Source organism: uncultured Prevotella sp., assembly GCF_946407605.1.
Classification (GTDB): domain Bacteria; phylum Bacteroidota; class Bacteroidia; order Bacteroidales; family Bacteroidaceae; genus Prevotella.
In genome coordinates this window covers 1-22,446 of sequence record NZ_CAMJOS010000043.1, presented here as the reverse complement: position 1 = coordinate 22,446, position 22,446 = coordinate 1, and the positions used below count along the sequence as shown (strand labels likewise).

General features: G+C 52.2%; 16 protein-coding genes. 6 read left to right on the top strand and 10 right to left on the bottom strand.

Translation table 11 applies throughout. The annotated features are described in order from the left end of the window. The first annotated feature begins 121 nt into the window (after positions 1-121). The gene (locus Q0R57_RS13370) at positions 122-721 is read left to right on the top strand and encodes a DNA-binding protein (protein ID WP_294748700.1); all 600 of its coding nucleotides are present in this window, start codon (positions 122-124) and stop codon (positions 719-721) included. A 221-nt stretch (positions 722-942) separates the two neighbouring features. Then, a complete protein-coding gene (locus Q0R57_RS13365) occupies positions 943-1,056 on the top strand; it encodes a smalltalk protein (RefSeq protein WP_294748697.1) in 114 nt (37 codons plus the stop codon). Between the two features lie 168 nt (positions 1,057-1,224). Here Q0R57_RS13365 and ilvC read toward each other — a convergent pair whose 3' ends face one another. The 9 genes from ilvC to Q0R57_RS13320 form a co-directional block, all read right to left on the bottom strand. After that, positions 1,225-2,274, bottom strand: coding sequence for a ketol-acid reductoisomerase (ilvC, locus tag Q0R57_RS13360; protein WP_294748695.1), 1,050 nt, complete (start codon positions 2,272-2,274; stop codon positions 1,225-1,227). Positions 2,275-2,457: 183 nt separating this feature from the next. Continuing rightward, positions 2,458-3,201 carry an acyl-ACP thioesterase domain-containing protein gene (locus tag Q0R57_RS13355; protein WP_294748691.1) on the bottom strand — a complete coding sequence of 248 codons (744 nt, stop codon included), beginning with the start codon at positions 3,199-3,201 and terminating at the stop codon, positions 2,458-2,460. Positions 3,202-3,253: 52 nt separating this feature from the next. After that, complete coding sequence (gene ilvN, locus Q0R57_RS13350) at positions 3,254-3,793, bottom strand: acetolactate synthase small subunit (RefSeq protein WP_294748689.1); 540 nt, start codon at positions 3,791-3,793, stop codon at positions 3,254-3,256. Between the two features lie 48 nt (positions 3,794-3,841). Next, positions 3,842-5,551, bottom strand: a complete 1,710-nt coding sequence (gene ilvB / locus Q0R57_RS13345; RefSeq protein ID WP_294748687.1) for a biosynthetic-type acetolactate synthase large subunit — start codon at positions 5,549-5,551, stop codon at positions 3,842-3,844. 31 nt (positions 5,552-5,582) lie between these two features. Continuing rightward, a complete protein-coding gene (gene ilvD / locus Q0R57_RS13340; RefSeq protein WP_294748684.1) occupies positions 5,583-7,391 on the bottom strand; it encodes a dihydroxy-acid dehydratase in 1,809 nt (602 codons plus the stop codon). A 20-nt stretch (positions 7,392-7,411) separates the two neighbouring features. Continuing rightward, positions 7,412-9,754, bottom strand: coding sequence for a transglycosylase domain-containing protein (locus Q0R57_RS13335; protein WP_294748681.1), 2,343 nt, complete (start codon positions 9,752-9,754; stop codon positions 7,412-7,414). Positions 9,755-9,768: 14 nt separating this feature from the next. Next, on the bottom strand, positions 9,769-10,467 hold the full coding sequence (locus Q0R57_RS13330; RefSeq protein ID WP_294748678.1) for a response regulator transcription factor: 699 nt from the start codon (positions 10,465-10,467) through the stop codon (positions 9,769-9,771). 33 nt (positions 10,468-10,500) lie between these two features. After that, positions 10,501-12,063, bottom strand: coding sequence for an ATP-binding protein (locus tag Q0R57_RS13325; protein ID WP_294748675.1), 1,563 nt, complete (start codon positions 12,061-12,063; stop codon positions 10,501-10,503). Positions 12,064-12,281: 218 nt separating this feature from the next. Further along, entirely contained in the window at positions 12,282-14,441 is a 2,160-nt protein-coding gene (locus Q0R57_RS13320; protein WP_294748672.1) for an elongation factor G, read from the bottom strand. Positions 14,442-14,564: 123 nt separating this feature from the next. Here Q0R57_RS13320 and hemW point away from each other — a divergent pair, with 123 nt between their 5' ends. Then, positions 14,565-15,671: a radical SAM family heme chaperone HemW gene (gene hemW / locus Q0R57_RS13315; RefSeq protein WP_294748669.1), complete on the top strand. Its 1,107-nt coding sequence runs from the start codon at positions 14,565-14,567 to the stop codon at positions 15,669-15,671. A 7-nt stretch (positions 15,672-15,678) separates the two neighbouring features. Here the strand turns inward: hemW and Q0R57_RS13310 are convergent, their stop codons facing one another. Then, complete coding sequence (locus Q0R57_RS13310; RefSeq protein ID WP_294748666.1) at positions 15,679-16,875, bottom strand: DUF4861 domain-containing protein; 1,197 nt, start codon at positions 16,873-16,875, stop codon at positions 15,679-15,681. 142 nt (positions 16,876-17,017) lie between these two features. On the opposite strand from Q0R57_RS13310, the gene Q0R57_RS13305 reads away from it, so the two are divergent. The 3 genes from Q0R57_RS13305 to nifJ all read left to right on the top strand — a co-directional run. Continuing rightward, positions 17,018-17,809, top strand: a complete 792-nt coding sequence (locus Q0R57_RS13305) for a gliding motility protein GldB (RefSeq protein WP_294748663.1) — start codon at positions 17,018-17,020, stop codon at positions 17,807-17,809. A 131-nt stretch (positions 17,810-17,940) separates the two neighbouring features. After that, entirely contained in the window at positions 17,941-19,128 is a 1,188-nt protein-coding gene (locus tag Q0R57_RS13300; protein WP_294748660.1) for an AAA family ATPase, read from the top strand. Between the two features lie 50 nt (positions 19,129-19,178). Continuing rightward, a partial coding sequence (nifJ, locus tag Q0R57_RS13295; RefSeq protein WP_294748657.1) for a pyruvate:ferredoxin (flavodoxin) oxidoreductase occupies positions 19,179-22,446 on the top strand: 3,268 nt, incomplete at its 3' end.

Genomic DNA, 22,446 nt, shown 5'->3' with positions numbered 1-22,446 from the left:
CCCGTTAGACCAGAACCTTTCTTGGACGAGCCAAGCGGCGAAGCCGAGCGAACCAAAACCAATAAACATTCTTGGCGGAGCCAAGCGGCAAAGCCGAGCGAACCATTAAAAATTAAAGATTATGGCACTTAAAGTAAAAGCAAAAGAACAATTTCAGAACATCGGCAAGTACGCTGGTCAGTATCGTTATGTGATGATGCCCGAGCTGTACACGGCTCTGACTCAGGACAAGGTGATTAAGGAGGCAGCCCTGCGCTCAGGTGTGAGCCGAGGCGTGATGCAGGCCTGCTGGGATGCAGCTGGTGAGGTTATCAAGGCATGGGCGACTGAAGGCCACAGCGTGGCGCTGCCTGGACTGGGCACCATGCGCTTCGGACTGCGCGCTAAGAGCGTGGACGACGTGAACAAGGTGAAGGCTGGCCTGATCTCTAGTCGTCGAATCATCTTCACTCCCGATATGGACCTGAAGGACGAGCTGTCGAAGACTGCCGTGCAGATCACCTGCTACGACCGCGAAGGCAAGGAGGTGAAGCGCGTGACCTCGACTGACGAGGGTAACGTCGAAGATCCCGAAAACGAGGGTGGCAACGAAAACCAGAACCAAAATGGTAGTGGCACCCAGAACGGAGGCAACGGCGGCACCCAGGGCGGTGGCACCAGCGGTGGTGACAACACCGGAGGCAACTCTGGCGGCGAAGGTGGTGACGACGGGTACAACTAAGGTGAAAGGTGAAAGGTGAAAGGTGAAGGCTGCGAGTAAGCGAGGGCAGAGCCAAACTTGTTTGAGCTATGCCGAGCGAGAGCAGACTAGACCGAAGGTCAAAGAGAATAGACCAAGGGGCCCCGAAGGGGTTAAATAACCTAGCATAGGGGCTTGCCCCTATGATTAAAGGGGCCCCAACCATAAACCTTTAAACATTAATCATTAAACATTAATAAGCTATGAAGAAAGAAAGTTGGAAGACCATTATTCAGGTGATTGTGAGCATCCTCACAGCAGCGCTGACGGCACTGGGAACCACCAGTTGCATGGGGCATGGACCAGTCGCGTTCTGAAACCTGAAACTTGAAACCTGAAATTAAGAAGGACTGACAAACTTTGAGAGTTGTCAGCCCTTCTTTTTTTAGTTCCCTTGTTCGTTGAGCGTGGGTTCGCTGTCGCTTTCCTCGCAGAGGGCGCGCCAAAGAATGACACACCCTCTTGGTTTTTCAGAATGATTCTGATTAGAGTTCCTGGTTCTCAGGACGCAGCTTGCGGACGGTCTCGCCAGCACGCCACATCTCCTGATTGCGCATGGCCTCGAGCTCTTTCTCCAGACCGGCACGATAGTCGGGCTTAGAGTTGGCGTCGATGGTAATCTGAGCCTCGTTGCCAGTCTTCACCGAGTAGTAGAGCCACTCCATGACGGGCTTGATGGCGTCGTGGAAACGGGGAGCCCAGTCGAGGGCACCACGCTGAGCGGTGGTAGAGCAGTTGGCGTACATCCAGTCCATACCTTTAGCACCAAAGAGCGGACCAAGGCTCTGGGTGAGTTCCTCAACGGTCTCGTTGAAAGCCTCAGATGGTGTGTGACCGTTCTCACGCAGCACTTCGTACTGAGCGAGCAGCAGGCCCTGGATGGCACCCATCAATGAGCCGCGCTCACCAGTGAGGTCAGAGGTGGCCTCGCGCTGGAAGGTAGTTTCGAACAGGTAACCTGCACCGATACCGATACCAAAGGCCAGCGTCTTCTCCTTAGCCTTACCTGTAGCGTCCTGGTAAACAGCGTATGAGCAGTTCAGACCGCGACCCTCGCAGAACATGGTGCGAAGAGAGGTGCCAGAACCCTTAGGAGCCACCATGATGACATCGACATCGGCAGGGGGAACAACGCCAGTGCGGTCGCTCCAGTTGATGGCGAAGCCGTGGCTGTAGTACAGGGTCTTGCCGGGCTTCAGGTATTTCTTGATGGTGGGCCACTGCTGAATCTGACCAGCATCGGAGAGGAGCATGCAGAGGATGGTACCCTTCTCGGCGGCCTCCTCAATAGAGAAGAGGGTCTTGCCAGGCACCCAGCCGTCGGCTACTGCCTTGTCGTAGGTCTTACCCTCGCGCTGTCCGACGATGACGTTGAAGCCATTGTCGCGCAGGTTGCAGGACTGACCAGGTCCCTGAACGCCGTAGCCGATGACGGCGATTACTTCATCCTTTAATACTTCACGTGCTTTCTCCAAAGAGAACTCTTTGCTGGTGACAACAGTTTCGATAACGCCACCAAAATTCATTTCTGCCATAATTGCAAATGATTTAAATTGTTTGACTTGTCCCTATGAACCACGCCAGCCCTGCACGAGAACCGGTTACCATTGTTTTGTCAGTCCATTCACTACCTGCTCGAGGGAGCGACGGGGGATTGTTTCTAAATGTGGCTGCAAAGGTAACAATTTGTTACGAAACAGCCAAATATTCTTTCAATTTTATGCAAATTTTACCTTACTTCTGCAACATTCGGTACCATCTGTGCGTACGATGCGCACGTTGTAGGTGTTGTCATCCTCCTTTTCGCGATAGAACGAGAGCTTGTCGCCAGCATGGGCTTCGGCCACATAGGCTATCTCGAAACGCTGGATGCGATGGTCACGATACCAGTCGATGGGCCAGATGTCGAGGATATGCTCAATATACTTCACGGAGTTGATATGGCCGTTGATATCTACATCATTATAATAGGTATCGATGGCGTGGACAAACTCGGCATTGTCGGACATCTTTACGCGGCCGCCCTTGTCGATGGGACAGGGCTTCTGGTTCTCAATCCAGTCGTTGATGGCTCCGTCCTTGATGGCAAGGATGTCGCAGGGCTGGCGAGTCTCTGTGTCGATCATGGCCCATACGCTGCGTCCGTAGCCATAGACCTTGCCGCTATCGTCAGTGACGGCGAAATTACGCTGTGTGAAGAAGCGCATGGCATTCTCGACCCACGTCTCTACATTGAACCTGGTATATTGCTCTGGCATCTCAGTGATCTCGATGGCCAGGCGTGAGAGCACCCACGAGCGCTGGATGGCCATGAGGTACTTCATGCCGAAACCACGGTCGGTGCTGTGGAAGTCGGCTGCATTGAGCATGTGATTACCCAAATGGCCCATGAACAGCCGACCAGAGAAGTCGCAATGGAACGGCTCGGCCAGAAACTGATATTTTCCTACTTTATCTAACATTAAAAATTAAAGATTAAATTTCACCTTTCAACTTTGACCTTTCACCTTCAAATTACCGCTGCTTTTCGCGCTGCTCGAGGAACTCGCTGACCTGCTCCTGCATACCACGAGTGACGGCGATGCGACCAGAGCGGGTGTACTGCAGCACGCAGTCGAAGGCATCGAGGGCACGGAACAGCTCGATGATCTGTTCTGTGACGCCGTTTTTCATGACGATGGTATAGGTGGGGTTCACCTCGGTGATGCTGGCTTCGTACTTTCGTACTGTGCGCGATATCTCAGGGTTCTGCAACACCTTATCCGTTGACAGCTTGTAGAGGCCGGTCTCGCGGATAAAGAGCTGGTCGTCAGTAAAATAGTTGGCCTTGACCACGTCGATTTTCTTCTCAATCTGACGGGTAATCTTCACGATCTGGTCTTCATCGCTCCAGGCTGTGATGGTGTATTTATGCACACCAGGGATGCTGGAGGCCGATACGTTCAGACTCTCGATGTTTACCTGACGACGGGTGAACACAGCCGTAATCTGATTCAGGATACCTGCCACGTTCTCAGAATAAACGAGGAGGGTATATAATTTCTTTTCTTCCATAGCGGTAGCAAATTCTTCACTCTTCACTCTTCACTCTTCACTTTTCCCTTAAATCTCCAATTGCATCTTGTCAACATCCATGCCTGGAGGCGTCATGGGCAGCACGTTGTCTTCTTCCTTGATGGCGCATTCGAGGATGAACGGCCCCTTGGTGCAGAGCATCTTTTCCACGGCGGCAGCCAAGTCCTTGCGGTCGACCACAGCCTGATAGGGAATACCGTAGCCCTGAGCAATAGACTCGTAGCAGGGGTTGAGCATCTTGGTGAACGACTTGCGGCGCATCCAGAACATATCCTGCCACTGGCGCACGTTGCCCAGATAGTGGTTGTTGAGGAGAATCATCTTCACAGGAGCCTTCTGTTCCATGATGGTGCCCAGCTCCTGGATGTTCATCTGGAAACCACCATCGCCCATGAAGCAACATATCTGACGATTGGGGGCTCCAAAGGTGGCTCCAACGGCTGCCGGCATGCCATAGCCCATGGTACCAAGACCACCGCTGGTGCAGATACTACGCTTGTGGTGATACTTGAAGTAACGTGTGCCAAATAGCTGATTCTGACCAACATCCGTTACCAGTACAGCATCGTCGTTGGCCTGCTCTGCCACAGCGTTGACCACCTCGCCCATGAGCAACGGACCATCCTTGGGATGGATGGCAGGCTCGATGACCTTGGTACGTTCTTTTTCGTCGAGCGCCTTGAACGACTCGCGCCATTCCTGATGATTGTTGGCGTTGATGAGGGCCGTCAGAGCGGGTAACGACTCCTTACAGTCGGCCACGATGGCCACGTCGGTTTTGATATTCTTATCAATCTCGCTACGGTCGATGTCGAGATGGATAATCTTGGCCTGCTTAGCGTAGGTCTTCACATTGCCTGTTACGCGGTCGCTAAAGCGCATGCCGATGGCGATAAGCACGTCGCACTCCTGTTCCTTCAGGTTGACGGCGTAGTTGCCGTGCATACCCAGCATACCCACGTTGAGCGGATGGTTGGAGGGTAGGGCACTCAGGCCGAGCATGGTACGACCTGCAGGGATGTCGGCCTTCTCGAGGAATGCTTTCAGTTCCTCCTGCGCATTACCCAGCTCCACGCCTTGTCCCACCAAAGCCAGCGGGCGCTTGGCGTTATTGATGAGCTCGGCAGCCTGACGCACAGCATCATTGTCGAGTTTGGGATAAGGCACGTATGAGCGCACATAATCCACCTTCTTGGGTTCCCAGTCAATCTCCTCGACCTGCGCATTCTTGGGAAAGTCGAGCACCACAGGACCTGGGCGGCCTGTGCGGGCGATATAGAACGCACGACTGACAGCCCACGCCACATCCTCGGCATGGCGGATTTGATAGGACCACTTGGAGATTGGTTGCGCCAAACCTACGAGGTCCACCTCCTGAAACGCATCGGTGCCCAGGGCCGAGATGGGCACCTGACCAGCAATGACAACGATGGGGGTGGAGTCGAGCATGGCGTCGGCGATACCCGTCAGCGTGTTAGTCACACCAGGACCGCTGGTGACCAAGGCAACACCTACCTCGCCAGAGACGCGTGCATAGCCCTCGGCAGCGTGGGTGGCACCCTGTTCGTGGCGCACCAATATGTGGTCGAAACATTTCTTCTCACCTCGTGTATAGTCGAAAAGCGCATCGTAAACGGGCATGATGCTGCCGCCAGGGTAACCAAAGATGGTTTTCACGCCCTCGGCCTGCAGCGCCCTCATCAGCGCCTTCGATCCTGTAATCTTATCTCTTAACATCAATTCTCAATTGTCAATTCTCAATTCTCAATTATTCTATGATTCTAACACCGCCTTTGTCGGCACTTGACACGCTCTGGGCGTATGCACGCAGAGCCTTTGATACTACGCGGTTGCGTTTCAGCGGCTGCTGTGGACGGGCATTGAGCTCCTCGTCGCTCAGCTTGACGTTGATGCTGCGGCTGGGGATGTCGATGACGATAATGTCGCCATCCTTGATCTTGCCGATGTTGCCACCATTGGCAGCTTCTGGCGAGATATGTCCGATAGAGAGGCCGCTGGTGCCGCCAGAGAAACGTCCGTCGGTAATCAGGGCACACTCCTTACCCATGTGCATCGATTTGATATAGCTGGTGGGGTAGAGCATCTCCTGCATGCCAGGACCACCTTTCGGGCCTTCATGAGTGATAACCACGCAGTCGCCTTTTTTCACCTTGCCGCCCAGGATACCCTCACAGGCATCTTCCTGGGAGTCGAAGCAGACGGCAGGGCCTTCGAAATGCCAGAGGCTCTCGTCAACGCCGGCGGTCTTCACCACACAGCCGTCCTGTGCAATGTTGCCGAAGAGCACAGCCATGCCGCCATCTTTGGTGTAGGCATGGTTTATGTCGCGGATGCAGCCATTGGCACGGTCGGTGTCGAAACTCTCGTAGTAGGTCTCCTGTGCTCCCAGGGCTGTGCAGAACTTGCCTGCGGGGGCAGAGAGGTAAATCTGGGCGATGGGATTGGAAGCCTGTGGCTGGAGCTTAGAGATGTCGTACGTCTCGATATCCTCCTGCAGTGTATGTCCGTTGACACGCTTCACGTTGGTGTCGATGAGTCCGCCCTTTGCCAACTCTCCCAGCAGGGCCATCATGCCACCAGCACGTCCGCACTCCTGCACAGAATACTTCTGACTGTTAGGAGCTAGCTTGCAGAGAAAGGGCGTCTTTCGCGAGAGGGCATCAATATCGGCCATGGTGAAATCTACGCCTGCCTCCTGGGCCACAGCCAGCAGGTGGAGCACCGTATTGGTGGATGCACCCATGGCAATATCGAGCGTCATCGCATTGAGGAAAGCCTGACGGGTGGCTATGCTACGAGGCAATACCGACTCGTCGCCATCTTCGTAGTAGGCGAAGGCGTTTTTCACAATCTGTTGAGCAGCGCGCTGCATCAGACGCACACGGTTCTTGTGTGTAGCCAGAATGGTACCGTTGCCAGGAAGTGAGAGACCAATAGCCTCTGTGAGGTTGTTCATCGAGTTGGCGGTGAACATGCCTGAGCAGCAACCGCAGCCGGGACAAGCACGGTTTTCTACCTCTGCGAGCTCCGCATCGGAAACGGTGGGGTCGGCACCTTTGATCATCGCCGTAATCAGGTCGAGATTCTCACCCTTATACTGTCCAGCTTCCATGGGACCGCCACTGACGAAGACGGCAGGAATGTTCAGGCGCATAGCGGCCATGAGCATACCTGGCGTAATCTTGTCGCAGTTAGAGATGCAGATCATGGCGTCGGCCTTATGGGCATTGACCATATATTCTACGCTGTCGGCAATGATGTCGCGTGAAGGCAAGGAATAGAGCATGCCATCGTGGCCCATGGCGATACCGTCGTCGATGGCGATGGTATTGAACTCGGCAGCGTAGCAGCCCATCTTCTCAATCTCCTCACGCACAATCTGTCCAGCCTCATGCAGATGGGTGTGACCAGGAACGAACTGCGTAAATGAGTTGACGATGGCTATGATTGGCTTACCAAACTGCTCGCGTTTCATGCCTGTGGCTACCCAAAGGGCACGGGCTCCCGCCATGCGTCGTCCTTCTGTGCATACAGCACTTCTCAACTGATGTTTCATATTACTATCATAAAAAATGTTTATTCAAAAATCTGATTGACAATCTGCTCGTCGGCATCAATATCTTCACCATCGACAAGCTCCATATCGTCCTCACGATGACACGGGTCGAAGCCCTTGGGAAGGTCGAACTGGTCTTCCTGCGAATAAGGCAGGTTCTCGTCGGCATAGACCTTGTTCATATAGAGTGCGAAGATAGGCAATGCAGCCGCAGCACCCTGACCATAGGTCATCGTCTCGAAGTGGATGTCGCGATCGTCGCCACCTACCCAGCAGCCTGATACCAGCTTGGGCAGTACGCCCATGAACCAGGCATCGCTATTCGAGTTGGTAGTACCCGTCTTGCCGCCAAGAGGCGCCTTGATGTTATAGCGATAGCGCAGACGACTGGCAGTACCACCATCGGCCACGGCGCGTAGCATATACAGCATCTTGTCGGCTGACTCGCCACTGATAACCTCGTTCATGCGAGGCTTGAACTCCTCAAGCACGTTACCCTCGTTGTCCACGATCTTGGTGACGTACATAGGAGCCGAACGGATGCCGTGGTTGACGAAGGCCGTATAGGCACTGACCATCTCAGCAACGGTAATCTCGCAAGGACCAAGGCACAGCGACGGGGCTGGGTGAATCTCTGGATTTCGGATGCCGTAGTTGTGGAGCAGCGTCACGAAGCCCTCGGGCGTCAGGCGATGCATCATCAGATAGGCCGATATCCAGTTGTTCGACTGCTGGAGGCCCCATTTCAGGGTGACCATCTCACCATAGCGGGCACGACTGCCATTACGTGGTGTCCAAGGCTTGCCAGCTACCATATAGGTCTCCTGCACGTTGGGCACCTCGTCGCATGGTGTCATGCCGTTCTCCATGGCCAGCGAATATAGGAAGGGCTTAATCGTTGAACCCACCTGACGACGGCCTTCTGTAGCCATGTCGTAGGCAAAATTCTGGAAGTTCAGTCCACCCACGTAAGCCTTGACGGCGCCTGTCTGCGGCTCCATGCTGAAGAAGCCTGTGCGCAGGAACGACTTATAATATAGTATAGAGTCCATGGGCGTCATGGTGGTGTCTACTTCACCGTTATATGTGAAGATGGTCATGGGTATGGCCGTGTTGAATGAGCGGGTGATTTCCTCATCGCTACATCCACTATTCCTCAGCACGCGATAGCGCTCAGACTGACGGACATTGCGTTGCAGGATTTTCTGTACCTCGGCCTTCGTCAGGTTACGCGAATAAGGCGCATTTGGCTTGGAACGGTTGCCTTTATCGAATTCCGGCTGTAGTGTCTTGACCACATGTTCATAACATGCTTGCTCAGCATACTGCTGCATACGTGAGTCGATGGTGGTGTACACTTTCAGGCCATCGGTATATATGTTATAAGGTGTGCCGTCACGCTTGGTGTTCTTGTTGCACCAGCCATACAACGGGTCCTGTTCCCAATAGAGGGAGTCCATGTAGTATTTCACGTAGTAACCTTCTCCATATTTGGACCTTTCGGGTTTTTTCGCCATCATATAGCGACGCAGGAAATCACGGAAATAGGTGGCTGTACCGTCATTATGGTCAGCAACATGGAACTTCAGGTTCATGGGAACCTGACAACAGCTGTCGTATTGCTGCTGGGTGATGTAATTGGCCTTCAACATCTGTCCCAGAACCACATTACGACGTTCCAGCGAACGCTGCTCATAGCGCACGGGGTTGAAGTAGGAGGGGTTCTTGCAGAGACCGATAAGGGTGGAGGCCTCAGTGATGCTGAGATCCTGCGGTTCTTTTGAGAAGTAGGTGTTGGCTGCAGTCTTGATACCTACAGCATTGTGCAGGAAGTCGAAGTAGTTGAGATACATGGCAATGATCTCGTCCTTCGTGTAGTTGCGTTCCAGCTTTACGGCAATGACCCACTCGATGGGTTTCTGCAAGGCACGCTCCATCGTGGAGTGGGCCACGTCAGAAAAGAGCTGCTTGGCCAGCTGCTGAGTGATGGTCGAGCCACCGCCGGCATTCTTCTGTCCCATGATGCCGCGCTTCAGAACGGCACGGCCCAAGGCATAGAAATCTATGCCAGAATGTTCGTAGAAGCGGGCATCCTCTGTGGCCACCAAAGCTTTTGTGAGCCATGGCGACAGCTCTGTGTAGTCAACAAGAACGCGGTTTTCTCGGCTCATGCTCCACGTGCCTATCAGCTCTCCATCTGACGAATATACCTGTGTGGCATAGCGGTTGATGGGGTTCTGCAGGTCTTCGATGGGTGGCATATAGCCTATCTTACCTTCGGATATGGCCCAAAAGCACACTGCTGTGCCGATGACAACAACGGCCAGCAGTGTCCATAGGAATCCGATAATCCATTTTCTCATATGGGGGTTCTTTACTATTCTTCCTCAGGGGTGATGAGTTTATATCCTTTTCCGTGAATGTTGATGATCTCAATCTGCGGGTCATCCTTGAGGTGCTTGCGCAGTTTGGTGATATACACATCCATTGAGCGGGCATTGAAATAATTGTCGTCAATCCAAATGGTCTTCAGGGCGAAGTCGCGCTGCAGAATCTCATTGGCATGTGAGCAGAGCAGAGCCAGGAGCTCGTTCTCCTTGGTGGTCAGCTTGGTCTGGTGACTGCCTATGCTGAGCAGCTGCTTCTGTGTATCGAACACGAAGTTACCAATGTGATAGAGTGTTGACTCCTTGTTCTTCTTGCCACGAACGCGACGCAGGATGGCCTCAATACGGAATACAAGCTCCTCCATGGAGAAGGGTTTGGTGATATAGTCATCAGCACCCAGTTTGAATCCTTCGAGAATATCTTCTTTCAGCGTCTTGGCAGTAAGGAAGATGATGGGGATCTCTGCGTTGGCGGTACGAATCTCCTGTGCCAGCGTGAAGCCGTCTTTCTTAGGCATCATCACATCGAGTACGCAGATGTCGAACTTAGTCTTCATAAAAGCTTTGAAACCAACCTCGCCATCAGGACAAAGCTCTGCCTCGTAGCCCTTGGCGGCCAGGTATTCACGCAACAACATTCCGAGGTTCTCGTCGTCCTCGCAAAGTAAGATTTTCAGTTTGTCTTCCATAACTTTTAAATTAAAAATATTAATATCGATTTATTATTCACTATCTTCTTTCAGTATGGGCAGGGTGACGGTAAACTTCGTGCCTTTGCCCAGTTCGCTCTCGCACTTGATTTCTCCCTCGTGCAGGTTGATGATCTCCTTGACGTAGGCCAGACCCAGTCCGAAGCCCTTCACGTCGTGCACGTTTCCAGTATGTACGCGATAGAACTTGTCGAATACCTTCTTGACATTTTCTTTCTTGATGCCCTGACCGTCATCCTTGATGCTGAAGCACAGATGCTCGCCTTCGTTCCAAGTGCGAATGTGGATGTTGACAGGCTGATCGGGCTTGCGATATTTCACCGCGTTATCCAGCAGGTTGGTGATGGCATTGGTGAAGTGCACCTCGTCAACGAAGATGGCTGAGTCAACAGCTTCTATCTCAGTGGTGATCTTGCCTCCGGTATGACCTACGCGCAAGTTAAATGTTGCCGAGGTCTGTTCCAACAGCTCGTTGAGGTCGAGTTCCTTTTTCTTAAACGATGTCGACTTACGGTCGAACATGGACATCTGCAGCACTTTCTCCACCAGGAAACGCAGGCGGCGCGACTCGTCACCAATCACGGTGCTCAGGTGTTTCATCATCGTCGGACTCTTGCTTACAGACTCGTCGCCCAGCATCTGCGCAGCCAGCGAGATGCTGCTGATAGGCGTCTTCAGCTCGTGCGTCATATTGTTGATGAAGTCGTTCTTAATCTCCGTATATCGTTTCTGACGGAAGATGATGACGATGGTGAAGATAAAGGTGATGAGCAGCACTATTGTGAATATCACTGCTGGAATCATGAAACGGATGTTGGAGTAGATGTACTGGTCCATACTGGGGAAGTGAATCTTCAGAACACCCCTCTTGCCAGCAGGGTCATTCAGGAACAGTGTCTGTGAATAACTCCAGAGCTCGCCTTGGTCAATATAGTCAGGACAGCGATACACCTCGCGGCCATCGGCTGTGGATACGGTGAAGTGGTAGGGCATATCGATACCGTTGTTCTGTAGTTCGGTATTGATGTCGCGGTCCAACATCTTGAAGTTCACACGTTCCTTCAGAGGCTTCTCGCTGGCGGTGTAGAGTATGTCATAAACCACCTCGTCGAGCAGGGCCTTCTGATATACATAACGGTTGCGCACCATCTCCTGCAGCGTTTTCGTGGCTTCCGACAGCTGGTCCTTATCAGTACGCATCATCATGGCCTTGGGTACATTGGCAGGCTTGGTGGTGAAGGTTTTCAGCTCGAACTCCGAATAGAAGGTGCCATCCTCTGCCGAGACAGAGAACTGATGTGAGTGTTGTATGCTTCCGTCAAGACCATTGACGATGACGGAGTCCTGCGAGAAGGCACGACGCTCCACGTCGTTGATGTCCTTCTCTAGATATCGCTGCGTCTCGTTCATCTCCAGGTTTCTTTCTGCCTGATAGAGCGAGCGCTTCACGCTCTCGTCGAACTGCTCTTTCTTCATCTTCGCAATCTCTGAGATATACGAGATTTGCATGTAGAGCAGACCCAGGAACGAGAATCCCATGATGACTGCGATGGTCCATATCGTCGATTTCTTCATCTTGCTATTTTCTTGTTTAGTTGGTGCAAAGATATAAAGAAAAGCGCAAATGATGATAATTCGTTAATTGTTTTTGTTAATATTTGGTCGAATTAACAATTCTAATGCATCTTAGTTGTGTATTTTTAATTATAAATGTGTTGGCCAAGTCAAAAACTATAAACAAAGGAGCCCAAGCTAAAAACTTGGGCTCCCTATAGAATATTGAAGCAAAATGCTTAGTCTTCGTCCTTCATCTCAGCCTCGTGCTCCTTAATGAGCTGCTGCTGGATGTCGTTCGGTACGAGTTCATAGCTGGCGAACTTGGTGGTGAACGAAGCACGACCGCCAGTGATAGAGCTCAGGGCGATAGAATAGCTGGAGAGCTCCTTAAGAGGAATCTTGGCAGAGAGCTTCTGGTAGCCAGCCTCAGAGTCCATACCCATGATGATGGCACGACGTCCCTGCAGGTCACTCATCACGTCACCCATGTAGTCTGAGGGCACATAAACCTCCAGGTCGTAGATGGGCTCGAGCACCTTAGGACCAGCCTCGCGGAAGGCTGCCGAGAAGGCGTTACGTGCTGCCAACATGAACGAAAGTTCGTTAGAGTCCACGGGGTGCATCTTACCATCATAGACGATGACGCGCACGTCGCGGGCATACGAACCTGTCAGCGGTCCCTGCTCCATACGTTCCATGATACCCTTGAGGATAGCGGGCATGAAACGCATATCGATGGCACCACCTACCACAGAGTTGATGAATACGAGCTTGCCGCCCCATTCCAAGTCTTTCTCTTCCTTAGACTTGATGTTCATCTTGAACTCCTGACCATTGATGGTGAACGAGGTGGGATCGGGCATACCATCAGCATAAGGCTCTACAATGAGGTGTACCTCACCGAACTGTCCTGCACCGCCTGACTGTTTCTTGTGACGATAGTCGGCACGTGCCATCTTCGTGATGGTCTCACGATAAGGAATCTTCGGCTCCAGGTAGTCAATCTTGATCTTCTCGTTGTTCTCCATACGCCATTTCAAGGTGCGCAGGTGGAACTCACCCTGACCGTGAACGATGATCTGGCGCAACTCCTTAGACTGCTCAACCACCCATGTGGGATCCTCCTGACGCATCTTCGTCAGGGCCACCATCATCTTCTCGGTCTCAGCCTCGTTCTGGGCCTTGATGGCACGAGAGTACTTAGAGTTAGGATACTTGATAAAGTCGTAGCGCCACTCGCAGTCCTTGCCATTGAGGGCGTTGCCAGTCTTCACATCCTTCAGCTTCACGGTACAGCCGATATCGCCAGCCTTCAGCTCGTCAACGGCAATACGGTTGGCACCAGCGCAAGCATAGATGGTACCGATACGCTCCTTAGAACCACGGTCAGCATTCGTCAGGTCGTCACCAGGCTTCACGCTTCCGCTCATCACCTTGAAGTACTGTACCTCACCGATATGGGGCTCAACACCAGTCTTGAAGAAATAGAGAGAGGTAGGACCAGCAGCATCGGGGGTCACCTCTTCACCGCGGGTGTTGCGTACCTTTGGCATCTCGCTCACGAAAGGAACGACATTACCCAGGAACTCCATCAGACGACGTACACCCATGTCGCGACCTGCGCAGACGCAGAATACGGGGAAGATAGAACGGGTGACGAGGCCCTTGCGGATACCCTCGCGCATCTCGTCCTCTGTGAGGTTCTCGCTCTCGAAGAACTTCTCCATCAGGGTGTCATCGTTGGCGGCAGCAGCCTCTACGAGGGCAGCGTGCAGTTCCTTGGCCTTGTCCATCTGGTCGGCAGGGATCTCCTCGATGATGGGAGCGCCACCTTCGGGCTTCCAAGAGTATTTCTTCATGAGGAGCACGTCGATAACGGCATTGAAGCCAGCACCAGTAGTGATAGGATACTGTACGGGCACGCACTTGTCGCCGTAGATCTCCTTCATGTTGTTCAGCATGGCGTCGAAGTCGCAGTTGTCGCGATCCAGCTGGTTCACCAGGAAGATAACGGGCTTCTGCAGCTTGTCGGTATAGCGGAAAGCATTCTGGGTGCCAACCTCAGGACCATACTGACCGTTCACCAGGATGACGGCCTGGTCTGTGACGTTAAGGGCTGTGATAGCACCACCAACGAAGTCGTCAGAACCCGGACAGTCAATGATGTTCAGCTTCTTGTTATTCCACTCTACATGAAAAACAGTTGAGAACACCGAGTAGCCGTACTCCTGTTCTACAGGGAAGTAGTCGCTCATGGTGTTCTTACCCTCTACGGTACCGCGGCGCTTGATGATGCCAGCTTCGTAGACCATTGCTTCGGCAAGAGTAGTCTTGCCGCTACCCGCACTGCCAAGCAGTGCAATGTTTTTGATTTCGCTTGTCTGATAAATTTTCATGACTCTATAATTTTAGGTTTATTCGGAAATTGTCTTTTTGTGGGGTCGAAATTAGTCATTTTCTGTGAAAACACCAAAGATTTCTTTCCAAAATTAAAAAAAATTAGTACTTTTGCCCCTCAAATGGCAGGATTATATATTCATATACCCTTTTGTAAGAGTCGTTGTCTCTATTGCGACTTCTATTCGACCACCTCTCTCGACATGCGCCAGCGCTATGTCGATGCCCTGTGTCGTGAGTTGGATTTGAGGGGAAAGAGTGGGGTAGATACGATATATATTGGCGGAGGCACGCCCAGTCAGCTTTCGTTCGAACAACTGCAGCAGTTGCTTCTATATATATATAAGGTGTGCGACGTTTCTCCTGATGCCGAGGTGACGATGGAGGTCAACCCCGACGATGTCACCACCGCCTTTGCCCAGGCCTTGCCCCAGCTCCCTATCAACCGAATCTCCATGGGGGCTCAGACCTTCAATGACAGTCGCCTGCAGTTCTTACGGCGTCGCCATAAGGCGGCCCAAGTGCCCTTGGCTGTGGAACGATTGCGCCAGGCTGGCATCCGTAATATCAGCGTGGACTTAATGTATGGCTTTCCCAACGAGACTCTTTCGGAATGGGACGAGGATATTACCGCCGTGCTATCGCTTCAGGTGGAGCACCTCTCGGCCTATGCCCTTCAGTATGAAGAGGGTACGCCGCTCTATAGACTGTTGCAGCGTGGTGAGGTAAACGAGGTTGATGATGAGTTGAGCCGCAGCATGTACTATCGACTGAAAGACCGTTTGGCAGATGCTGGCTATGAGCACTACGAAATAAGCAATTTTGCAAGGAAAGGCTTCCGTTCGCGCCATAACAGCAGCTACTGGAACCAGACACCCTATATCGGCATTGGTGCCGCTGCTCATTCGTTCGATGGGCATAACCGCCAATGGAATGTTGCCGATATTCGCCGCTATGTAGAGGGAAAGGAAAAGGGGACGCCTGTGTCTGAACAAGAACTGCTGACACCAGAGAATCATTATAATGAAGTGGTGATGACAGCCCTTAGAACCTGCGAGGGCCTGGCACTCGATAAGTTGCCTTTGGCATATCGTGACTACTGTCTCAAACAGTCGCAGGCGTTTATCGACAGTGGTCTCTTAAAGGTCGAGAACCAGCATCTGGTACTGTCTCGCGAAGGACTGTTTGTCAGCGATATGGTGATGACAGAACTGATGCACGTTTCCTGATTCGCTTTTATTCTATGCTGACCATAACGGGCTGCTCCGCCTCTTGGCGCCAACGTCTCATCCACTCAAACCATTCCTTTGCGCTATGCATTCCAAAATCTTCATTGTCAGAGCAATAAGCAATCTTGTACGACAATGATTCACCCTTGGTTTTTATCACAAAGGCATAGTTATCTTTGTTGGCACGTTGTTCGCTTACCATATATTCGCGTGGTATCAGAATGGCCAGTCCTACCGTCTCGCGTTTCCAGTTGATCGTGTCTGTCGAGGGGTAGTCGGTACCCCAGCAGCCACGCAGTCCCTTATGGTCAGAATACTCCATGGAACCCTTCACGTTGATGACGCCAGTAGAGAAGCGCATCTCGCTCACGTCGCGGTTGAATATCACATCCACGTCGGTATCGCGGTGTCCGGCATATTGCGTGTAGCGAAGTGTCATGTTCACCCCCTGCCAGCCTTGGTCTATCACCTCGACGATGGTACGCAGCGGACCATAGGAGATGATGCGCTGTGTGCGACTCTTCACAGGGTCAATCATCGTAGGCTCTTCGCCATTCCAGCCGCGTAGGGCTCCAAGTCCAAAGGTGTTGCCCACCCACAGCACATCGTCGCCATAGCCCTGAGTTTTCTGGTCAGGCTGTGTGTAGAACTGCGTCTGCTGCAGCTCTAATCGTTTGTGGAACTTACCGTAGAGGTCCAGTGTCTGTCGCTTGTCAAAATAGATGCGGATGCCGTTCAGCTCACTCTCGAAGGCCACGCCATGATGGTGCAACAGGTTATACGAGTTTCCGCAGTCGCCGCGTGCTGTGATGCTCTGCAGGAAATTGTCATGTTTGTTCTTTTCCTTCACCTTGTCGTTGCGTGTCAGCATCTCGGCATAGACACGGGCAGGGTAGGGACGAGGCTCGCCCTCAGCCAGGAGTGTCACTTGATAGGTCTTGGTCTCTTTGGTCTTGAGGTCAACCAGGAAGCATAGCTCGTCGAAGGTCTCGTCAAGGTCTATGTCATCCAGCTGACAGGCTATCTCCTGACCGTTGTCAGTCACCAGTGCCGAACGTACCTCGCCGTATGGTGACAGCCCGATGACTACGGGCTGGTCTGTGCGTTCCGTCTTCGTAGGATTTGTCACGCTGATGCTGATGGTCTGCTGGGCCGTGCTGAGCAGAGGCCATGCTACTAATAAAGTGAGGAAATAACGTTTCATGTGGGCTTATTTTTTCACAAAAGTAAATAAAAACACAAAAAAAGAGGTGTTTGTTTAAGAAAATTAGGTTAAAATTTGGTTAATTCAAGGATTTTTAGTAATTTTGCACCCGTATTTAACAAAAGTAAAACATTCAAGTCGCATGCAAAAGCTCTATTCTATACTTTTGATAGCCTTGTTGGTCTGCGTGGGATGCCAGTGGCACATGCAGTCCAAGGACGATGATGCCGATATTGAAGAGGTGGCCATCGAGCGCTTCGACCGTGCCGAGCTTTTGTTTCTTACGACTGGCGATTTCTCGGCCTTGCAGCAAATGAAGACCGCCTATCCCATTGAGACCCGCACCTTGATTGAGGATGTGCTGGGTCTGGGACGTGTCGACGAGGCTGACATCAACACCCGCTTCCTCTTTTTCTTCCAAGACAGCACCTTACAGTCGCTGATGCTCGACGTAGAGGAACAGTATCACGATGTGAGCGACCTGAACACGTCGTTTACTGAAGCCTTCAGCCGCCTCACGCAGATGATTCCTTCGCTCAGCGTGCCTCGCATCTATACCCAGATAGGCTCGTTGGACCAGAGTGTTGTGGTGGGCGACTCGATGGTGGGCATCTCGCTCGACAAATATCTTGGCAAGGATCATCCCGTTTATTTGAAATACGGCTACAACGAGCGTCAGCGCAGCATGATGACCCGTCAGTATATTGTGCCCGACTGCCTTGGCTTCTATCTTCTGGGCCATTATCCCATGACTGCCGAGGAGCGCGACTCGTTGCCTCTGCGTGATGCCCACATGTCCCGCATCCAGTATGTTGTCAACAAAGCCATGAACGACAACATTTTTACCAGCAGCGAGGTGAAGCATATCGCTGACAGCATGGCGCGTCATCCTGAAATCACTATCGACCAGCTTCTCTCGTCGCCAGCCGTCTAAACTTGAAATAGCATGCATAAAAATGCGCTTCCACTAAAAAATATGCTTTTTTAGTAAGATTTTGCTATTTCTACTTTGCAATTTGAAATAAATGTAGTACCTTTGCAACTGTTTTTTAACAAACTGTTGTTATGGAAGCCTTTTTCAGGACACATCGGTATCTGGTGGAGCATGTGAATGCGCCAGTCCGTCGCACCCTCATGGATGAGATTGACTGGAACGACCGCATGATTGGCATCAAGGGTACTCGTGGCATTGGCAAGACCACCTTCCTGTTGCAGTATGCTAAAGAGCGCTTCGATGTAAACGACAAGCAATGTCTTTACGTCAACATGAACAACTTCTATTTTCAGGGCCGCGGCATTGCCGACTTTGCAGGCGATTTCTACCATCGTGGTGGCCGTGTGCTGTTGATCGACCAGGTGTTCAAGCAGGACGACTGGTCGCAAGAGCTGCGCAAATGTTATGACCTGTATCCTGGCCTGAAGATTGTCTTTACAGGTTCCAGCGTGATGCGCCTCAAGGACGAGAACCCAGAACTGAACGGCATCGTCAAGAGTTACAACCTGCGTGGCTTCTCTTTCCGTGAGTTCCTGAATTTGTTGACAGGCAATAACTTCCGTCCCTATACGCTGGAGGAGATTCTCCACGACCACGAGCATATCATCAAGCAGATCCTGCCCAACGTGTCGCCTCGTCGTTATTTCCAGGACTATATCCATCATGGCTTCTATCCCTTCTTCCAGGAACATCGTAACTATAGCGAGAACCTGTTGAAGACGATGAACATGATGACGGAGGTGGATATCCTGCTCATCAAGCAGATTGAGCTGAAGTACCTGCCCAAGATCAAGAAGCTGTTCTACGAGTTGGCCGAGGAAGGTCCCAAGGCGCCAAACGTCTCGAAGCTCGCACAAGACATAGAAACCAGTCGTGCCACGGTGATGAATTACATCAAGTACCTCACCGATGCCCGCCTCTTGAATATGATCTATCCTGTTGGCGAGGACTTCCCCAAGAAACCCTCGAAGGTGATGCTCCACAACTCCAACCTACTCTATGCCATCTATCCCATCCATGTGGAGAAGCAGACGGCAATGGAGACGTTCTTCGTGAACTCGCTGTGGAAAGACCATAAGGTGAACCAGACGGGCCGCGAGCCTTACTTCCTGGTTGACGGCAAACTGAAGTTCCGCATCTGCGATGCAAACACTAATAATAAAATAAGGTACGCGCCCGACACGATCTATGCGCGCTATAATACCGAGATAGGAAAGGATAACCAGATTCCCCTGTGGCTCTTGGGGTTCCTTTATTGACGAAATAACGAAATAACGATAATAATTCATTTATTTAATAAACTAAACAAATGGCAAAAGAAAAGAAATTTATCACCTGTGATGGTAACGAGGCTGCGGCTCACGTGAGCTATATGTTCTCGGAGGTAGCTGCTATCTACCCCATCACCCCGTCTTCGCCTATGGCGGAGCATGTTGACGAGTGGGCTGCCCGTGGTCGTAAGAACCTGTGGGGTCAGACCGTCAGTGTTCAGGAAATGCAGTCTGAGGCTGGTGCTGCCGGTGCCGTTCACGGTTCGCTGCAGGCTGGTGCCCTTACCACTACATTTACCGCTTCTCAGGGTCTGCTCCTGATGATTCCTAACATGTACAAGATTGCTGGTGAGCTGATTCCTTGCGTATTCGACGTTTCTGCCCGTACGCTGGCTTCTCACTCTCTGTGTATCTTCGGTGACCACCAGGATGTGATGGCTTGCCGTCAGACTGGTTTCGCTATGCTCTGCGAGGGCTCAGTACAGGAGGTGATGGATATGACCGCTGCTGCTCACCTGGCTTCTCTCGAGACCTGCGTTCCCTTCGTTAACTTCTTCGATGGTTTCCGCACCTCTCACGAGTATCACAAGATTGAGCTGCTCGACCAGGAGGATGTTCGTCCTCTCGTGAAGGAAGAGTACATCAAGCGTTTCCGCGATCGTGCTATGAGCCCTGAGCGTCCTATCACTCGTGGTACCGCTGAGAACCCCGAGACCTTCTTCACACACCGTGAGGCCTGCAACCCCTACTACGATGCAGTTCCCGAGGTTGTTGAGAAGTATCTGGGCGAGCTCTCTAAGATCACCGGTCGTGAGTATCACCTCTTCTCATACTACGGAGCTGAGGATGCTGACCGCATGATCATCCTGATGGGTTCTGCTACCGATGCAGCTCGTGAGGCTATCGACTATCTGAACGCTAATGGCCAGAAGGTTGGTATGATCAGCGTACACCTCTATCGTCCGTTCTCAGTGAAGCACCTGCTGGCTGCTGTTCCCAAGACCGTCAAGAAGATTGCCGTTCTCGACCGTACCAAGGAGCCCGGCGCCAATGGCGAGCCTCTGTACCTCGACGTGAAGGATGCCTTCTTCGATGTTCAGGATCGTCCTGTTATCGTGGGTGGCCGCTATGGTCTTGGTTCTCACGACACCACTCCCGCTCAGATCATCAGCGTGTTCAACAACCTCGCTATGCCCGAGCCCAAGAATCACTTCACCATTGGTATCGTCGACGACGTTACCTTCACCTCTCTGCCTGAGGTTGAGGAGATTGCTCTCGGTGGCGCTGGTATGTTCCAGGCTAAGTTCTACGGTCTGGGTGCCGATGGTACCGTAGGTGCTAACAAGAACTCAGTTAAGATTATTGGTGACAACACCGACAAGTACTGCCAGGCTTACTTCTCTTACGACTCTAAGAAGTCGGGAGGTTTCACCTGCTCTCACCTGCGTTTCGGTGATACACCTATCCGCTCTACCTACCTGGTAACTACACCTAACTTCGTAGCTTGCCACGTTCAGGCTTACCTCCACATGTACGACGTGACTCGCGGTCTGCAGAAGAACGGTCAGTTCCTGCTGAACACCATCTTCGATGCCGACGAGCTCGAGAAGTTCATGCCTAACAAGGTAAAGCGTTACTTCGCACAGAACAACATCACCGTTTACACCATCAACGCTACCAAGATTGCACAGGAGATTGGTCTGGGCAACCGCACCAACACCATCCTGCAGAGTGCATTCTTCCGCATCACCGGCGTGATCCCCGCTGAGCTCGCTGTTGAGAAGATGAAGGCTGCTGCCCTGAAGTCTTACGGTGCTAAGGGTCAGGACGTTGTTGATAAGAACTACGCCGCTATCGATCGTGGTGGTGAGTACCAGCAGCTGACTGTGAAGCCCGAGTGGGCTAACCTGCCCGATGATGAGCCTAAGGCCGACAATGCTCCCGCATTCGTGAAGGAGCTCGTTCGTCCTATGAACGCTCAGGCTGGTGACCTGCTGAAGGTTTCTGACTTCGTGAAGCATGGCACAGTCGACGGTTCTTGGATGGTTGGTACCGCCGCTTACGAGAAGCGTGGTGTGGAGGCCTTCGTTCCCGCTTGGAACAAGGACAACTGTATCCAGTGTAACCAGTGTGCATATATCTGTCCTCACGCTGCCATCCGTCCGTTCGTTCTGACCGACGACGAGCTGGCTGGCTTCGACGGCCTCGAGACCCTCGAGATGAAGGCTCCTGCCGCTATGAAGGGCATGCACTTCGTCATCGAGCCTTCAGTACTCGACTGTCTGGGTTGCGGCAACTGTGCCGACATCTGCCCGGGCAACCCGAAGACTGGCAAGGCCCTCACGATGGTTCCGTTCAACCCCGATGCAGCCGACATGAAGAAGATGGCTGCCGATTGGGACAAGCTGGTTAAGGTTCCCAGCAAGCAGCACCTCGTTGACATCAAGAGCAATGTGAAGAACTCTCAGTTCGCACAGCCTCTGTTCGAGTTCTCTGGCGCTTGCTCTGGTTGCGGTGAGACACCTTACGTGAAGCTCATTTCTCAGCTGTTCGGTGATCGCCAGATGATTGCTAACGCAACTGGTTGTTCTTCTATCTACTCTGCTTCTGTTCCTTCTACACCTTACACCAAGAACGAGAAGGGTCAGGGTCCTGTATTCAACAACTCTCTGTTCGAGGACTTCTGCGAGTTCGGTCTGGGTATGGCTCTTGGTAACAAGAAGATGAAGGAGCGCGTAGCTAAGCTGCTGCAGGAGATGATCGATGGCAACGCCAGCGACGAGTACAAGGCTCTCGCTCAGGAGTGGATCGACAATAAGGACGACGCCGAGAAGACTAAGGAGATTGCTCCAAAGCTACGTGCTTGCATCGCCGAGAGCGCTGCTAAGGGCTGTCCCGTTTGCAAGGAGCTCCAGACCCTCGACCACTACCTCGTGAAGCGTTCACAGTGGATCATCGGTGGTGACGGTGCCTCTTACGACATCGGTTACGGCGGTCTCGACCACGTGATTGCTTCTGGTGAGGACGTCAACATCCTCGTGCTCGATACTGAGGTTTACTCTAACACCGGTGGTCAGGCTTCTAAGGCTACTCCTCTTGGTGCTATCGCTCAGTTCGCTGCTCAGGGTAAGCGCATCCGCAAGAAGGATCTGGGTATGATTGCTACCACCTACGGTTATGTATACGTAGCTCAGATTGCTATGGGCGCCGACCACGCACAGACCCTCAAGGCTATCCGCGAGGCTGAGGCATGGCACGGACCTTCAATCATCATCGCCTACGCTCCATGTATCAACCACGGTCTGA

Excerpts from the sequence above, each read along its gene's own strand:
- Q0R57_RS13370 (WP_294748700.1), top strand. The coding sequence starts at position 122 with ATGGCACTTAAAGTAAAAGCAAAAGAACAATTTCAGAACATCGGCAAG.
- Q0R57_RS13365 (WP_294748697.1), top strand. The coding sequence starts at position 943 with ATGAAGAAAGAAAGTTGGAAGACCATTATTCAGGTGATTGTGAGCATC.
- ilvC (WP_294748695.1), bottom strand. The coding sequence starts at position 2,274 with ATGGCAGAAATGAATTTTGGTGGCGTTATCGAAACTGTTGTCACCAGC.
- Q0R57_RS13355 (WP_294748691.1), bottom strand. The coding sequence starts at position 3,201 with ATGTTAGATAAAGTAGGAAAATATCAGTTTCTGGCCGAGCCGTTCCAT.
- ilvN (WP_294748689.1), bottom strand. The coding sequence starts at position 3,793 with ATGGAAGAAAAGAAATTATATACCCTCCTCGTTTATTCTGAGAACGTG.
- ilvB (WP_294748687.1), bottom strand. The coding sequence starts at position 5,551 with ATGTTAAGAGATAAGATTACAGGATCGAAGGCGCTGATGAGGGCGCTG.
- ilvD (WP_294748684.1), bottom strand. The coding sequence starts at position 7,391 with ATGAAACATCAGTTGAGAAGTGCTGTATGCACAGAAGGACGACGCATG.
- Q0R57_RS13335 (WP_294748681.1), bottom strand. The coding sequence starts at position 9,754 with ATGAGAAAATGGATTATCGGATTCCTATGGACACTGCTGGCCGTTGTT.
- Q0R57_RS13330 (WP_294748678.1), bottom strand. The coding sequence starts at position 10,467 with ATGGAAGACAAACTGAAAATCTTACTTTGCGAGGACGACGAGAACCTC.
- Q0R57_RS13325 (WP_294748675.1), bottom strand. The coding sequence starts at position 12,063 with ATGAAGAAATCGACGATATGGACCATCGCAGTCATCATGGGATTCTCG.
- Q0R57_RS13320 (WP_294748672.1), bottom strand. The coding sequence starts at position 14,441 with ATGAAAATTTATCAGACAAGCGAAATCAAAAACATTGCACTGCTTGGC.
- hemW (WP_294748669.1), top strand. The coding sequence starts at position 14,565 with ATGGCAGGATTATATATTCATATACCCTTTTGTAAGAGTCGTTGTCTC.
- Q0R57_RS13310 (WP_294748666.1), bottom strand. The coding sequence starts at position 16,875 with ATGAAACGTTATTTCCTCACTTTATTAGTAGCATGGCCTCTGCTCAGC.
- Q0R57_RS13305 (WP_294748663.1), top strand. The coding sequence starts at position 17,018 with ATGCAAAAGCTCTATTCTATACTTTTGATAGCCTTGTTGGTCTGCGTG.
- Q0R57_RS13300 (WP_294748660.1), top strand. The coding sequence starts at position 17,941 with ATGGAAGCCTTTTTCAGGACACATCGGTATCTGGTGGAGCATGTGAAT.